The 16,706-nt window shown below is 31.4% G+C and carries 14 protein-coding genes and 1 pseudogene; 8 read left to right on the forward strand and 7 right to left on the reverse strand.

The annotated features are described in order from the left end of the window. The 8 genes from ACI9TV_RS07655 to ACI9TV_RS07690 form a co-directional block, all read left to right on the forward strand. A partial coding sequence (locus ACI9TV_RS07655) for a type II toxin-antitoxin system Phd/YefM family antitoxin (RefSeq protein ID WP_415250187.1) occupies positions 1 to 183 on the forward strand: 183 nt, incomplete at its 5' end. Further along, on the forward strand, positions 184 to 516 hold the full coding sequence (locus ACI9TV_RS07660) for a type II toxin-antitoxin system RelE/ParE family toxin (RefSeq protein WP_415250188.1): 333 nt from the start codon (positions 184 to 186) through the stop codon (positions 514 to 516). 124 nt (positions 517 to 640) lie between these two features. Next, positions 641 to 1,768, forward strand: coding sequence for a glycosyltransferase family 4 protein (locus ACI9TV_RS07665; protein WP_415250189.1), 1,128 nt, complete (start codon positions 641 to 643; stop codon positions 1,766 to 1,768). After that, complete coding sequence (locus ACI9TV_RS07670; protein ID WP_415250190.1) at positions 1,768 to 3,267, forward strand: lipopolysaccharide biosynthesis protein; 1,500 nt, start codon at positions 1,768 to 1,770, stop codon at positions 3,265 to 3,267. The genes ACI9TV_RS07665 and ACI9TV_RS07670 overlap by 1 nt, the downstream gene beginning before the upstream one ends. Positions 3,268 to 3,400: 133 nt before the next feature. Then, on the forward strand, positions 3,401 to 3,898 hold the full coding sequence (locus ACI9TV_RS07675; protein WP_415250191.1) for a hypothetical protein: 498 nt from the start codon (positions 3,401 to 3,403) through the stop codon (positions 3,896 to 3,898). Positions 3,899 to 4,007: 109 nt separating this feature from the next. Further along, a complete protein-coding gene (locus ACI9TV_RS07680; RefSeq protein ID WP_415250192.1) occupies positions 4,008 to 5,291 on the forward strand; it encodes a diguanylate cyclase in 1,284 nt (427 codons plus the stop codon). A 371-nt stretch (positions 5,292 to 5,662) separates the two neighbouring features. Beyond that, on the forward strand, positions 5,663 to 6,526 hold the full coding sequence (locus ACI9TV_RS07685) for a nucleotidyltransferase family protein (protein WP_415250193.1): 864 nt from the start codon (positions 5,663 to 5,665) through the stop codon (positions 6,524 to 6,526). Positions 6,527 to 6,630: 104 nt separating this feature from the next. Further along, positions 6,631 to 8,250: a YcaO-like family protein gene (locus tag ACI9TV_RS07690; RefSeq protein ID WP_415250194.1), complete on the forward strand. Its 1,620-nt coding sequence runs from the start codon at positions 6,631 to 6,633 to the stop codon at positions 8,248 to 8,250. 274 nt (positions 8,251 to 8,524) lie between these two features. On the opposite strand, the pseudogene ACI9TV_RS07695 reads toward ACI9TV_RS07690, so the two are convergent. From ACI9TV_RS07695 to ACI9TV_RS07725, 7 genes and pseudogenes are all read right to left on the reverse strand, one after another. After that, positions 8,525 to 8,770, reverse strand: a pseudogene (locus tag ACI9TV_RS07695) (methyl-accepting chemotaxis protein); the annotation flags it as partial. Between the two features lie 1,294 nt (positions 8,771 to 10,064). Further along, the gene (locus tag ACI9TV_RS07700; RefSeq protein ID WP_415250195.1) at positions 10,065 to 11,771 is read right to left on the reverse strand and encodes an EAL domain-containing protein; all 1,707 of its coding nucleotides are present in this window, start codon (positions 11,769 to 11,771) and stop codon (positions 10,065 to 10,067) included. A gap of 2 nt (positions 11,772 to 11,773) precedes the next feature. Next, positions 11,774 to 13,162 carry a sensor histidine kinase gene (locus ACI9TV_RS07705; protein ID WP_415250196.1) on the reverse strand — a complete coding sequence of 463 codons (1,389 nt, stop codon included), beginning with the start codon at positions 13,160 to 13,162 and terminating at the stop codon, positions 11,774 to 11,776. A gap of 107 nt (positions 13,163 to 13,269) precedes the next feature. After that, entirely contained in the window at positions 13,270 to 13,587 is a 318-nt protein-coding gene (locus ACI9TV_RS07710; RefSeq protein ID WP_415250197.1) for a sulfite:cytochrome C oxidoreductase subunit B, read from the reverse strand. A gap of 10 nt (positions 13,588 to 13,597) precedes the next feature. Further along, positions 13,598 to 14,794, reverse strand: a complete 1,197-nt coding sequence (locus tag ACI9TV_RS07715; protein WP_415250198.1) for a molybdopterin-dependent oxidoreductase — start codon at positions 14,792 to 14,794, stop codon at positions 13,598 to 13,600. Between the two features lie 78 nt (positions 14,795 to 14,872). Then, a complete protein-coding gene (locus ACI9TV_RS07720) occupies positions 14,873 to 16,054 on the reverse strand; it encodes a M23 family metallopeptidase (RefSeq protein WP_415250199.1) in 1,182 nt (393 codons plus the stop codon). A gap of 127 nt (positions 16,055 to 16,181) precedes the next feature. After that, the gene (locus ACI9TV_RS07725) at positions 16,182 to 16,673 is read right to left on the reverse strand and encodes an HIT family protein (RefSeq protein ID WP_415250200.1); all 492 of its coding nucleotides are present in this window, start codon (positions 16,671 to 16,673) and stop codon (positions 16,182 to 16,184) included. Positions 16,674 to 16,706 lie beyond the last annotated feature (33 nt).

Genomic DNA, 16,706 nt, shown 5'->3' on the forward strand with positions numbered 1-16,706 from the left:
CCTATGATTATCACACAAAATGGTGAAGCCAAAGCAGTTATTCAAGATCCAAAAAGTTATGAAGATATGCGAAATGCTATTAGTTTATTAAAACTACTTTCATTTGCAGAAGAAGATATCAAAAATGATAACTTGTTGGATGAAGAAGATGTTTTTGCATCTGTTGATGAGTTGTTAAAATAAATGTTAAAAACCTATAAACTAAAATGGACACAAAATGCGAAAAGTGACTTATTAAATATTGTCGAGTATATAAAAAGAGACAGTCCATCAATTGCAAAAGAGATTTATCTTAAAATTAAAAAACAAGCGCAATCATCAAACTTCTTTCCATTAAAAGGTCGAGTGGTTCCAGAACTACAAAAAGAAGGGATTACTCTTTATCGAGAAGTCATCACTTCACCTTGGCGCATTATATATAAAGTAGGAAATGACACTGTATATATTATGGCCATTATAGACTCTAGACAAAATGTTGAAGAACTACTTTTACAAAAACTTTTAGGGGCCAGATAGTAAATACTAGTCATTGTTATGTCTTTCTATCCCTATTTTGGAATATAATCATTCCTGCAATCTTTCTGGCACTTCATTTTATATAATCATTCCATAGAGAAATTCTTTTCTAAAGGGAGTTATTATGCGAATCTTAACTGTAACAAACTACTATCCACCTTATTTTATTGGGGGTTATGAAATAGCTTGTAAAGAAACCATGGACTTTTTAAAAAGTAAAGGACATGAAGTTATAGTTTTAACCTCTGATTATCTCCATAGTCACGATGATGAAGAGTATGTACTTCGTAATATGCAGCTTGTTAATTACAACAAGACTTCAAGAATTCAAAAGAAAATAGCTGAATATCAAAACTATAAAACTCTGTCTAACACTATAAAAGTTATCAAACCAGACCTTGTTTATTTTTGGTCTCTTCGTGGCATTGGTATCAATGTTATTAAAGCTGTAGAAGAACAAAACATTGCCAAAGTATTTGAAATTGGTGACTTTTGGATGTATGGATATATGCAACCGAGTATCAAACAAAAAATAAAATCTTTGATTCCATTTTTAGGTAATAAAAATATACAAATTAGTCCGGCTATTTGTGTATCTGAGTGGTTAAAAGAAGAGATGCATGAAGTTTATCATTCACAAGATACGTACATGTTTCCAAATGCAACCCTCATTCCTCACGTTACATCACGAAATAACAAACATATAAAGTTTATTTTCAGTGGTAGACTTGATGAAGAAAAAGGTCTTGACATAGCTATTAGCGCATTAAATGAGTTTGCAAATAAGTATCCAGACAGTCCTTTTACTTTTGATATATATGGAAGTGGTGAAAAGAGTTATATAGAACGCTGTAAGGCACTTGCCCAACCTATAAAATCAAAAGTTCACTTTAAAGGAAAAGTAGCGTCAAAAAAACAAATCTATACAGATGCTTCCATACTCCTTATGCCCACAAGAATGCGAGAACCTTTTGGTCTAGTCATTATTGAAGCGATGGCATATAAATGTGCTGTTATTGCTACAAATGCATACGGACCCGCTGAGATTATCCAACATAAGGAAAATGGACTTTTATTTGATATAGAAAGCCATAATGACTTGTTCCTCAACGTAGAAAAACTTTATTTTGATAGACAGCTTCTCAACAAAATTCAAGAGAATGCGTATGCGCATGTATCAAAAAATTATTCTATTGTAAACGTAAAATCTAAGGTAGAGAATCTTCTTCAAGACATTGCAGGAGTTGCTTAATGTGTGTCGATAAAAAGACCATGTTAAGTGCTACTCTTTCTAATTATATTCACCTTATAATTAAGATTGTTGCTTCTCTCATTCTTGTACGAATTCTCTTTTTAGGGATGCCCCAAGAAACGTATGGATTTTGGGCACTTTTATGGAGTATATTTGGTTATTCTGTTCTTTTAGAGTTTGGGTTAGGTGTTACCATTCAAAAGAAAAGTGCCGAGTACAAGGCTTCTAATAACTTGGGAGAGCTTAGCTCACTTTTCTCTACCTACTTAGTTGTGTATCTCATGATTGCTTTACTTATTGCTTTTACTACTCTTATTCTTAGCTGGAATTTAGAATCTTTTTTCCTAATTACAGACATAAAAAGACTCGAAGAATATAGCCTCGCACTTTTAGTTTTTGGCTTAGGAAGTGCTGCATCATTCGCACTTGGTTTTAGCGTAGAGATTTTAAGAGGTCTTCACCTTCTTAAAATAAGAAACTATATAAATACTTTTTTTGTACTCCTAAATGCCATTTTGTTATGGCAATGTATCGTATGGGCTCAGGAGATGTATGTTTTTGCTCTTGTCGCTGTTGGTGTTCAGTTTTTAAATAACCTAGCTTTTTTCTTTGTTTTAAAATTCAATGTACCTGACTTAAAAATACAAGTAAAACTTATAAACCTTTCGGATGTACGAAGCTCAATGCAGTTTTCATTAAGTGCCTACCTCGTTATGTTTAGTAACATTATTATCTTTAGAACTGATCAGATAGTCATCTCAGCAATTGCGGGAGTATCCTTTACTGGTCTCTACCAAATAGCTTCAAGAATCTCAGAACTTTTTCGTCAGTTTGCAACACAATTTCATGAGAGTCTTGGAACTAAAGCGGCTATGCTTCACCAAACAGATGACAAAGAAGAACTTTCAAAACTTCTCATACAATCTAACAAAATCGTCTCTGCCATTGCAACACTCTTGTTTATACCTTCATTTATTTTAATCGAACCTCTTCTATTTATATGGTTAGAACTACAAGACATTCAAACAATCTATTGTGCAAAAATTCTTCTTGTCTCTATGTATATACTTGTTGTATTTAGAAGCTCTATGGTGCAAGTCCTTCTTATGAATGGTTTACACATACAACTCATGAAAGTAGGACTACTCGAAGCATTAATCAACGTAATTTTGAGCATTATACTTGTAAGAGAGTACGGAATGATTGGAGCAGCGATAGGAACACTTGTACCAAATATACTCCTTGCACTTTTTTACAATATCCCTCAAGCTCTTAAGTATTCTTCCACTAGCTTTTACACCTACCTTAAAGAATACATACTCCCTCTTTTTACATCATTTATCTTTGCCTTTGTTATTGGTATATTACTACAAGACACTATTGTACCGGACACAATTATAAAACTATTGTTCAATGGCTTTATCATTTTGACACTTTTCACCTCATGTTATGCCTTGTTGGCTTTTAAAAAAGAACTAACTAAGGAAATAGCTTCTTAAAGATAGAAGAATATTAGTATGAATTTAAGTTACCGCTCCACACCCATTTATGTTAATTAAGTCGAATTTGTTAATGGTGGTGTTTTTAATTTTAAATATTATATAATAAAAGAATATTTATCAAAGGAATAAAGTGTTCAAAATATTAGTATTAGTTTGTGGACTATCAAGTATGTTATTATCAAATTCTCTTGCGGACCACCTAAAAGAGTTGAAAGGTATGGTTCTTGTAAAAGAAAGTATGATACCAGGTAAAGATGTTGTTTTACCAAAAGAAACACCTCTCTTTGTTCAACAAACTGTTTCAATGTATAACTGGATAAATGATGGGAAAGGGACAAAGCTTAACATATATGTTCCTAAAGAAAAAGTAGAACTTTATAAAACACATGGTCCTTACCCTGATGGCTTAACAGCTATCGCAATTTATGAAGACCAAGGGATTGTATTTGTTACAGAACATTTTGAAGGTGAACCAATGTATGGAACCTTTGATAGAGAAGGCAATGATATAAGTAAGTCCCATCCATCTTTAAATGTAGCTACATGCTATAAATGCCATGAAGACTATGCTGATATATGTGTAAATGGCACATGTTCAGTTCCGGTTATAGATACATTTAAAAAATAGACTGAAGTACAATTTGTTATTATCAATTAAAAGTAAGATATTTATATCCCATCTATTTTTAATAATAATTCTTCTTCTTGGTTTATCCTATAAGCATTATATAAATTCTTTGGATAATTACACAAACAATCTAATAAATTTTTACAAAAATTCTTCTACATCAATAATCTCAACAGCATCACTGGCAATATCAGGTAAAAATTATGGAAACATTCAACTTCCTAGTTTTATAAAAGAGCTAACAATTAACGAAAAACTTTTATATTTAAAGATATCTGGAATAAGTGATTACTCAAGTAAAAAATTCAGTGCAGTATACGATAAAAAACATCAGTCTCTTTATAGAAATATATATCCAATAGATTTTAAAAATAGAATAGAAAAAAAATTAAAAAGGTTTACTTCAAAGTTGAATGATCCTTTAGCTGATAAAGTTAAGTTAAACTTCTTAATTCAAAGGGCTAAAGATGCTCTTAATCAATACAACACAAATATTAACTTATCCAAAGAGGCAAATAATAATTATAGTTCAAAAATATCAAATAATTCTCACCTTTTAGATTTTCAATCAAATCTACTGTATTTAACATTAGAAACAAATAACAAAAATTCAGGAATGGTGTCAATGGTATTTGATATATCAGAGATTAATGATATTAAGTACCAAATAATTAAAAACTTAATTATAGAATCATTAATAGCACTTATTATTTCAATATTAGTGCTCAACATACTTTCAAAAAAGATCATAGACCCACTCAATAAACTCTCAATATTTATGGAACAAGACTTTAAAAACATAGATACATCTCAAACACCTGCAATAAATTCAAATGATGAAATAGGAATCCTTTCAAAGAGATTTAAGGTACTTTTAGAAAAAGTACAAAAGCTCTATAAAGAGACTGAGAAAAAAGCTTATATTGATGCATTAACAGGAGTTAATAATCGTAATAAATTTAATGAAATATTTGAAAAAGAACTCAAAAGAAGTGAAAGGTATAAGACTCAGTTATCAGTAACGATTATAGATATTGATAAGTTCAAAAACTTTAATGATACTTACGGGCATCTAATAGGTGATGAAGTTTTAACTATGATGGCACAAAATGTAAATGAAAATGTAAGAGACACTGATATTTTTGCGAGATGGGGTGGGGAAGAATTTGTATTATTATTTATAGATACATCAGCTGATGATGCTGTTATTGCATGTAGCAAGTTAAAAGATGGTATCCAAAGGCTTAACCATCCTATAGCTGGTCGTATTACAGCAAGTTTTGGTGTAACCCATTATATTCAAGAGGACAACTTAAAATCTATGCTTAAAAGATGTGATGATGCATTATATGTAGCAAAAAGTAAGGGAAGGAATAGAGTTGAGTTAGTGTAGAAAAATTATAATTATATTATTTCAGATAAAGATTTTATCTCTAAATTCAACCGTTCAATAAATTTCAAAATCCTATTAACATTAACCATTAAAGAAGCTAACAAATGAGGCTTGCTATTTTCGTTCAAATCCATCTGTAATAATTGCTTTTAGCCTGTCGATTCTTCTCATTGCTGACTTAATTAAGAGTAATCGTACTACCTATAAAGACTGCTACATTCTTAAGAAGATAAACCATTTCAATCAAACATACGCAAAAGAAAGCAAAATAATTATACATCCATAGTACCTATAGCTAGCGTATGTACTTGGTTGCAAAGTATCTGCATTCATACTTGGAATAATACATAAAATAAAGAAAAGGATAGACTATGAAAGCTATGATTTTAGCAGCAGGTAAAGGAACACGGGTTCAACCTTTAACAAACACTTTACCAAAGCCTATGTTACCGATTTTAGATGTTCCTGTTTTGGAACTTATAATACTAAGATTGAGAGAAAATGGATTTAATGAAATTGTGATTAACACAAGTTATTTGTCTGAGGCGATAGAAGACTATTTTCAAGATGGCTCACAACTTGGAGTTTCTATACGTTATTCTTTTGAAGGTCATATTTTAGATGGAGTACGTCATGGTAAAGCAATAGGTTCTGCCGCAGGAATGCAAAAAATTCAAAAAGAAACATCTTTTTTCGATGATACCTTTTTAGTGATTTGTGGAGATGCTATCATTGATGCAGATTTAAGAAAAGCTGTAAAGTCTCATAAACAACGAGGTGGGATAGCTTCTATGCTCTTAAAAGAAGTTCCTTATGAATCTGTACATAAATATGGGGTAGTTGAATTAGACACATTAAATAAGGTCGTTTCATTTCAAGAAAAACCAAAGAGAGAAGAAGCACTTTCAAATTTAGTAAATACTGGGATTTATATTTTTGAACCAGAGATATTATCTTATATACCTCAAACAGCAAACTACGACATTGGTGCTGATTTATTTCCTAAACTTGTTCAAGAAAATGTTGCTTTATATGGGTTAAATATTCCATTCCAATGGATTGATATTGGAACTATTAATGATTACTATCATGCTAATTTAATGGCACTCAACAATGAAATAAATAATCTAAAATTCTCAAAAGATGGATTACAATTCAACTATGACATAACTGAAACTTATATGTATAACTCAAATATTAAAAACTACAACTATGAGTCTTCAAAAATAGGATGAAAATAAATCAGGTATTAAACCCTTCTAATATTTATGTAATATATATGTTAAATTACGAATATAAAGGTATGATTCCATAACATATTATTTTAGGATATATTATCATGGATTTACTGTCAAAAAATGCTCCACTCGAAGAATCTATAAAAACAATGAAAGCGGTTTTAAACGATGTGGGGTGTAAAACAAAGTTTTCGTTCGAAAAACATCCTCTTGAAAGTTGTTATTCTGTAAACCTTAGTTCCCTTGAAGCTCCAAGACATATATACTCTAACGGTAAAGGTATACTCTCAGATGCCTCTGTTGCAAGTGCTTTGGGCGAATATATAGAGAGACTTCAAACAAACAACTTTTTTATAGATTTTAATTTACCAAACAGAAAATACTATCCTGATGAAGTTGCTTTTGAACTTGATGGTAATTACTTAAATGATGAACTACTCGAAATTTACAACCCGACAAAAGAATTAGCTGGTGAAGATTTAGTTGATTTTAACAGTGACTATGAAGATAAAGTAGTTTCACTACCTTTTATAAAACAATCAACTGGGGAAAAAATATACTTTCCAATCAACATTTTAAGTAATTTGTACGTAAGTAATGGTCTAGCAACAGGAAACACTCCCTTAGAAGCAAAAGTGCAAGCTTTAAGTGAGATCTTTGAACGCTATGCAAAAATAGAGATTATAAAAAATGGCTATGCACTTCCAAAATTTCCTCAAACACTTGTAGCATCATTTTCAAGACTAAATTGTGATGTACTCAAGCTGAGAGAACTCGGTTACATTGTGGAGGTCCTAGATGCTTCACTGGGAGGAAAGTTCCCTGTTACGGCGATCTCTCTTATTAACCCTGAGAATGCAACTCTTTTTGTCTCATTTGGAGCACATCCCATATTAGAAGTCTCACTTGAGAGAACTATGACAGAACTTATGCAGGGTCGCTCATTAGAGAATCTTGATAGTTTTGAAACACCTACATTTGACATGAGTTTAGTTGCCGATAGTTTTAATCTAGAATCTCACTTTATAGATTCAAATGGAAAACTAGGATTTGGATTTTTAAATTCTAAAAAAAGTTTTGAATACTCTGTATTTACTTACAATGGCAAAAATAGCGAAGATGAGTACAACTTTCTCACGAACATATTAGACCGTATGAATAAAGAAAGTTATATAAGAGAGTACGACTATCTTGGGTTTTATTCATGCCAAATGATAGTACCAAGCCTATCAGAAGTCTATCCTATGCAAGACCTTATTTATAACAATAAAAACAATGGAAAGTTGATAAGAGATATGGTTCTCAACTTTAAAAACTACGATGCCCAAGATATTTTAATAGAAATCGAATCTCTTGAAGATTCTCTGAATATTGAACTCTACATTGGAGTTATATTTGAAAATAATTTCAACATGCGAGAGTTCAAAGCACATATCCTTTTAATACTAGGGAACCATGAAGAGGCACTTGAGCTTTTAGAGTATGGAGATAATAAGTTCGGACATATTATCGTCGAACTAGCTCGGATGGAAGATTTAAATATTAATATATTAGACTATGAAGATGGGTTAAACAATATCTTTACAAAAGAAAAAGTACAAAAAGCACGTAATATTCTGAGCGGTAATGATTTTTTTCTAGATGTGTCACTTCACCAAGATTATAAGAATATGCTAGAAATGTACGATAAGCTTGAGGTAAAGAAGTTGAAAAAGACTTAAAGACTTTATTCAAACTCTATTATGTACGAAACTCTTCTAATTTTTGATTCAAATTAGAAGTAAGTCTATTTAGATGATCTGTCGCTGCGGATATTTCTTCTACACTTCTAGCATTCGTAGAAGAGATAGAGTTGATTTCATTTACTTCTAAAACTATTTCATTAACATCTTCACCAGTTTTAGAAAAATCAACCACTGTCTTATCGCTAGCTTGAGAAGCTTCTTGTACGATATCAACTGTAGAATTAATTTTTCCTTCAACACTTTGTGCAAGGTTTGAAAGTTCTTGCATATCCTGTGCATTAGCACCCATTTTTGTGGATGCATCACCAATTGATTGTACAACTATGTTAATCGTAGCATTGATTTCTGCTAATGTTTTTTGTGTTCTCTCTGCAAGTTTACGTACTTCATCAGCAACAACAGCAAACCCACGACCATGTTCACCAGCTCGAGCAGCTTCTATTGCTGCATTTAAAGCAAGTAAGTTCGTTTGATCAGCGATATCTGAGATAATTGTTAAAACATTCTTCACCTCATTTGCATCATTTGACAAAGTGTTCATATTCTCAGCCATATCACCTTCTATTTCTGCTGTTCTTAGTACCTTATTTGTCAAATTTACAATATCATCTCTTGCATCTACAAGAGTACTATTTGCTGAACATATATCGTCTTTAGATCTGTTAGCATCCTCTATAGAGACTAGTATCTTTTTTTGAAGTGCTTGGGCTTTATGTGTTGCTTTTTCAATAATTACAACAGAGTTCTCAACATTTTTACCAACAGATAAAGCTGTAGTTGAAAGTTCATGAGAAATGGATGCATTCTCAGAAGAAGACTGTTTGGTAGTATTAATTAAATCACGTAATGAAATAAATAAGAGGTTGATATTTTTAGACATTCTCCCAATTTCATCATTTGCCTCAATATTCAGCTGAGTACTTAAATCTTGGCTTTTCATAATGTAAGCAATAAACTCATCGATTTTTCCAATTCTTTTTTTAAAATTTGACACAATATAAAATGCAATGAGGTTAATCAAAATAAACACCACGATATTTGCTCCGAATATGATGTTAATCACAGCATGTTCGTCTTCCAAAGCTTGATGTGTTGATGCTTCCAAGAGATGTTCCATAATAGAGGCAATCTTCACTATCTCTAGCTCCATATCATGCACTATGTGTTCTAATTTATCTTTATGTTCTTGGGTCTCTGAATGTTTAGCGTTCACAAAGTTATGTTCTAATTTTTTCAATACATCTTCAAATTGACTTTGATGTTTTTTCAGTTTTTCAAATATCTTCTTAATCTCTTGGTATTTAACTTTAATCTCTACTTCATGAGTATTAGCTATAGCCGCATCTATTGCAATAAGAACCTCTTTTAACACTTTATCTGTCTCTTGTTCTAAGTGTTCTAAAGATTTTTGTAGATCTAGAAATTTTTGTGAATGAATGTCTTTTGCATACATAAACAACTTATATGTTAGAACTTCTTCTTGAAGTATATCTTTTTCAAGTTCCATAACTAAACTATTTAATGGAACTTGACACTCCGATATCTCTTCTAATTCTGAACCTATCGAAGATACATTCGCATACGTTACAATAGACTGAACTATCATGCCAATAAAGATAATACCAAATCCAAGACGGATTTTTGTAGCTAAGTTCATTTTCTCTCACTTTAGATATATTAAATAATATTATAAGTATAGTCTGGAACTACTTGCTATGAATAAAATGCATTGAAGGAATAAACAAATTCTTCATATTGTTACAAATACACACAATTATTAATAATAATAGTTATTTCAACTCTAAAGAATTTACTGGTTTACCTAGATAATAGCCCTGTGCATATTCAATTCCAAGTTCTTTAATTTTGTTGTATACCTTTTCATCACAAACAAATTCTGCCACAAGTTTAAGTCCTTTTTCTTTTGCAAAAGTTTGAATCGTTTTTGTAATAATTTGACTGCTTCTAGATTCATTTATATTTTTAATAAAAGAACCATCGATTTTGAGAGTTGTAATTGGTAGGAATTCTGTTTGTGCGAAATTAGAGCATTGAACACCAAAATCATCTATAACAAATTCTATCCCAAGAGCATCTATTTGCATAATCATCTCTTTTATTTCATCAGAGTGTGTAATTGCATTGTATTCAAGTATTTCAAGTGAGAGAAGCTTAGGATTAACACTATGCTCCTCAATAGTTGCTCTAATGAAATCCACTAAATCTAAATGATGAAACTCACAATCACTAATATTTATACTATAACAATAACCAGTAGATGCAGCCAAGCGACATCCTTCTTTAAACATAAATTTAAAGATGTTATAGAGATTTCCACTATGATTAGCTGCATCAAGAAATTGAAATGGTGAATATATAGTGCCTTGATGTTCTAAACGAACTAACAACTCGTATTTCTCAATTCTTTCTTCTTTTATATTGTAAATGGGTTGTGCATATGCAATGAATTCTCCATTTTCAAAAGCATCCTTAATGATAGGTGCCCAATGGTTTGTGTTACTTATTTGTTGGATTATTTTTAAATCATTTGAGTAGTATTTAATTTGGTTCTTTCCACTGTTACGTGCTTCTTTAAGAGCAAGTTCCGCTTTTTTCAAAACATCATCTTCAGTTTGGTAAGCAACTCCAATAGTAGTCTCAATTGTATTATTAAAATTATTAGTAATAATATTTAATTTTGCAATGTCTTCTTTGATTTCTTCAACAATTTTTACTAAGTCTTCTAAATATTCATTCGTTGTTACTAATGCAAAAAGGTCATTGTTAAGATGGTATACATGAAATCTTTTACTATACATGGAAGCCAAAAACCCAGCAACTTCTGTTAAAACAAAATCCCCAACATCATACCCGTGTGTATCATTAATAATACTAAATCCTATAATGTCTATAAGGATAAGAGTTTGATGTGATTGTTTTGAAAAATCTTCAATTAATTTTATACGGTTTGGCAATTTAGTTAACTGGTTTGTAGTCATCTGCTTGTATGTAGCTTCATACTTATTGTTTAACTCTATCAATTGTTCATATTGTTTAATAGAAGAACGAATTGTTGTATATAACCTCTCCAGAGTCAATTCGGTTTTTTCTTTAAAATCATTAATATCATACTGCTGAATCACTTGCATTTGTGGAAAGTCATTTGCTTGACCAGTACGAATTATAAGTCTTATAAGTTTATTTTCAAGTGTATTTCGAATATAATTAACTAAATCTAGACCTGCTTCAGGTGTTTCCATTACAACATCTACAAGGGCTAATGCTATATCAGATTCATTACGTAAAATTTCTTTTGCCTCTTTCGCACTATATGCGGAAAGTATTTCAATATGAAAATCTCTAAAGTTCATCCCTTTAATGGCAATATTACTAATGTCATGTATTGATTGATCATCATCAATAATTAAAATCTTATGGACTATTTTATCAATCTTAACCTGAGCTACATTATTCTTTGCAAAATTTATATTTGCCATCTTTATTTCCTTATGTGTAAACTGTTTAGTGAGATATCAAATCTTAGTCCATGAGGAAATATTTTGACCATCTTTATATGAGAATCAAGTTTTTGTGTAACAAGATTATATACTATATTCATACCCAATCCGCTACCACCTTGTCCTCTTTTCGTTGTAAAAAATGGGTCAAACATTCTCTTTTCCACTTCATCACTAACCCCACATCCATTATCTTCATAATGCAATATTATTCTTGTAAGTTCACGGGTAAGAGAAATTTTAATAACATTTTCCTCTCCTTCTTCAAAGCCATGCTTGATAGAGTTTAAAATTAAATTAGAAATAATTTGTGAATAAATCCCAGGATAACTATCAAATTCAAGTTCTGCATCGATATCATTTATTATAGTTACGTTTTTACTTTTTAAAGGGGCTTTAAGACTTAAAATAAGATCATCAATATATTTTCTTAGCATAAATTCTCTTCTATCTTCAAAGTGTTGGTCCACCGAAATACTTTTGAATGACTTGACTAAAGAAACAGCATTACTTAAACGATCCCGAATTGTTTGAGTTAGCTGCTTTATAGTAGATATAGAACCGAGTAATGCTTCTTCAGTTAAGTTTTCTGAAGCGTAATTTGACTCAATCTCTCTCACTTCATGATCTATCTGAGAAATTCCTGTGAGACCAACTCCAAGAGGCGTATTTATCTCATGTGAAATCCCCGATACCAAAGTACCAAGTGATGCCATCTTCTCAGAATCAATAAGTTGCTCTTGTGCAATTTCAAGCAGTTCTAAACTATCTTGTAAATTATTTCTTGCATTTTCTTCACTATTTACAAAATAGTAAAAAAGTGAGAAAATTATACTAATGGTTAGAATGAAGTTAAGAACAAAAAAAGCTATGTTGTACGATTCAGCAAGCTCCATATCATACTGTTTTGCATATGGATCAATTATACCACTAAGTATCATTATTATTATAAACTGAAGAAGCCAGATAAGACTAGCACGTTTATTACGTTGTGTAAAACTACCAAAAACAGCTATTACAGACCATAGAACATTACCTCCACTCGCAATGAAGCCTCCCAAAAAAAACTGAAAGACAAAAGGTAAGATTAACGATATGAAAATTTGTAAATTCATAGAAAAAGTAAAGTTTTTACTTTTATAAAGATATAAAAAATTAAAGAACGTTATAAATACATAGGTAAATGGAACAATAGCTGCAAGATAGAGATCATTAAAAAGACACAATACTCCCCATATTATACCTCCTATGCTCATCAAGAGTCCCATATATATGAGAAATCCATGCTGACGTTTAACATCTTCGGTATCTGATTCTGTATTCCCTATCCCAAGAATTGGTTTAAGAGAATTCAAAGATGCATCCATCATCATTTAACCTTATATAGAATATTTATTTACATAGTAAGTAGAATAATATCATATTTTCTTGATAAATAAGAAATTTTTATATAAATATTTCTTATTTATTCTACTAATTAATTTAGTTTACCATTCCCATAATGTTCAAAAAAATAATTTGTAATAATTTTTATATCTTTTTCATTTATTGGTGCTTTAAAGTGTGTAATCATTTTCATTGTTTTTTTATGCCAATGTTCACGAGATTGAGGACCTTGATTAATCATATATCCAAAAGAGTGACATGTTAAACAATTTGCTTGAACTTCAGCAAATCCTTTACCCATCTTAATGTCGTATGCTATATATGGCACTGCGATATTTTCACCTTTATTTACTTGTGCAAACATAGTAGATGCTGTTAACAATGCTAATAATGTTAAATGTTTCATCATTCTTTAATCCTTATACCACTTCAAATGTAACAGTATCTATACCGTTATATTTATAACCACCATGGTTCCACTGAATATCTTTAGCAAGAGGTTGTTCTTGTCCTAGTCTATTTACCGCTTTTGCCATAACTGTTGCTTGTCCATAATTCGTTGGTTTATAAGAGAACCTGAACTCTTTAAAAGCATATCTTCCAGCACTTTCATTAAGTACAGATGCTTCCCATGTCTTACCTTGATCAGTAGATACAAGAACATCTTTAATTCCATGTCCATCATCCCAAGCAACTCCACGTACAACTACATGCGAGTTATGGTGAACTACCGTCTCATTTGTTGGGTAGCCTATAACTGATTTTACATTCATATGTGTAATTGGTTTTGTTTTTTTCGCTTTATCATTTGGGTCTTCACATTCACATTCATTATCTGGAACTCTATACGCTACATCCATAAAGAAAAGATTTTTGTACTCTTTTGTAACTGTTACATTTGAGAGCATTTTTACCCAAGAATCTGAGTAGTATCCGGGAATAACTAAACGAAGTGGAAAACCATTAAGATATGGTAAGTCTTCACCGTTCATCTCATACGCAACAATAACATGATCATCAAGCTCAGAAATCTCTAACTCACGTATGAAACTTGGAGACTCATAATACGCTGCATTATCCTTACCGTTAAATCCAATCCAATGTGCATCTTTTTGAAGCCCTGCACGATTTAAAATGTCACGTAGTCTCACTCCTTTCCATTTAGCGCAACCCATAGCTCCACTACCCCACTGAATTCCACCAGCCATTGGATGGTATGCTGAACGACTATTACCACCACATTGAAGTACCGCAGTAACTTCAACTTGTTCAAAATTCTCTTTTAAATCTTTAAGTGTTAAATGAATCTCTTTTTCAACAAGTCCATTGATATTAAGAGTATATGTCTCTGTGTCTATATACGTAGGAATTTCAGGTAAATGCCATCGTACAAAAAATTCATCATTTGGAGTAATAGCTTTAGAGAATACGTCTCTTGGAGTTTCAAGTAATGGTGGTCTATCTGAATATGTTATAAGTGGTTTTTTTTCAGGAAAAGCTATACGAGATACTTTTCTGTTATCTATTGGTTGGGTTGTTACACCTGCACTTACTGATGTGCTCACGGCGACAGCAGAAGCAGCAAGTGACATTTTTAAAAAATCTCTTCTTTGCATCTTAATCCTTAGCTATAATAATTATAAGAGTATTTTATCAAAAAAATATCACATAAAGATTAACCAGAGACTTTTTTATCACTTTGCTGTATAGGATACACCTTTCTTAGGTATCTTGATAATTCCATTTTTACCTAAAAGCTTTATAGGAATAGTCTTGGTTCGACTTGCACTACTTGCTTTAAAAATGGATAAGTGAAGATGCGGACCACTAGAGTAACCAGTGTTTCCAGAGTACGCTATGAACTGCCCTCTTTTTATTTTTTGAGTAAGCTTAGGTAAAACCCCATTTTTCTTAAGATGATAATACGTAGCAAACGTAGCATCACTATGTTCAATAGTTACATAGTTACCATACTTAGAAAACTCTCTCCCAACCCCACCCTTGTTAGAGTTTTCCTTTAACTTCACCACAACACCCTCTCTCACTGCAAATATTTTCGTTCCAATACTCATACCAAAGTCTATAGCATACTGACTATGTCCCTTATGTGTATATTTTCCATTATAACCTTGCGTAACCCTATGTGAAGTTCCTTTTGCAAATGGTAGTCTATAGATATAGCTATCATCATGTACCGCGTCGATAGAGCCAATAATCCAAGTGTAAGAAAAGCTATAGGAGAAGTTAAATTTTTCTCTTTGTTTAAAAAGTCTTACATACTCTTTTTTTTCTCCAGTCTTCAAGGTAAATTCTTTTTTAATATTTTTATCATAATCAAAATTTTTTATTGAATCTTTTACTTTAAGAGTAATTGTAAATGGATTCAAGTTCTCTATAAATATCGCTGTATATTTACCTGTGTCCTTTGCCTCTATTTGTACTTTATTTTTAGAATTTTTCTTTGTATCATTAGACTTATATAAGGATGTAGTGGCAAGATTAAAAAATTCTTGTGTAGTTTGCTCTTCTATTTTTTCATACTTCATCTTCTTTTCAAAAAAATCGATTTTTTTCTTTATTTTATTTTTTTTGTAAAACTCCAATGACTTACAATATAAAGCTGTACTTTTAAGTAAACCATCAAATGGATACTCAGTCAACTTTATAAAAGAGCCATAATCATTTTCATCAACAGACTTAGAAATATTTTTATGAATTTTGTAGAGTATAAGCTTATAATTTTTTTGAAGTTTTCGTAGTTTATATAAATACTCTTTAGTATTTTTTGTATCTCTTTTCTTATCCACTTCGTATGCACACTTTTTCACTTGGGAGAGTTCTTTGATATATGCAGAAGTATCTTCAATACTTTTCATGTCCGAGAGTTTTTTTATGGTAGGGGCTGAATTATATAAGGGGGTTGAGAGTTTATAAAATGTTTTAGGAAGCTCCTCAGCTACACAAACACTTATAAGGAGAAAAAAAGAGAGATACTTTAGCATACTAGATATACTTAGGTAACACGCTCTTTATTTGTTTATATATCTTTTCAAAATCAGTTGAGTAGATACGTACACCTGCAATAGAGCTAGCGAAGTTTGTATCTCGCTCCCAGCGTGGAACTAAATGCATATGAATATGCTCAGCTATTCCTGCTCCACCAGCCTTACCTAGGTTCATACCAATGTTAACGCCCTGCGCATGAACTGCATCTTTTAAAAGTGCTACACCTTTTTGTGCTAAGGCACTCATATGTAACCAAGTTACAGAATCTAAATCTTCAAGCTTATCAGTATGCATGTGAGGGATAATCATAAAGTGTCCAGGAGTATACGGATACTTATTCATAATCATTATACAGTGTTCATCTCGATAAAGTATACCTAGCTTTTCATCATCTTGGGCATGTGTACTTGCATGACAAAAAACACAACCCTCAATTCTACCCTTTGTTATGTATTCATCTCGCCAAGGTGCATATAAAATATCTTCCATCACAAATCCCCTCTTTAAAATTTTTTATTATAT

Source organism: Sulfurimonas sp. (assembly GCF_047622445.1).
Lineage (GTDB): Bacteria > Campylobacterota > Campylobacteria > Campylobacterales > Sulfurimonadaceae > Sulfurimonas.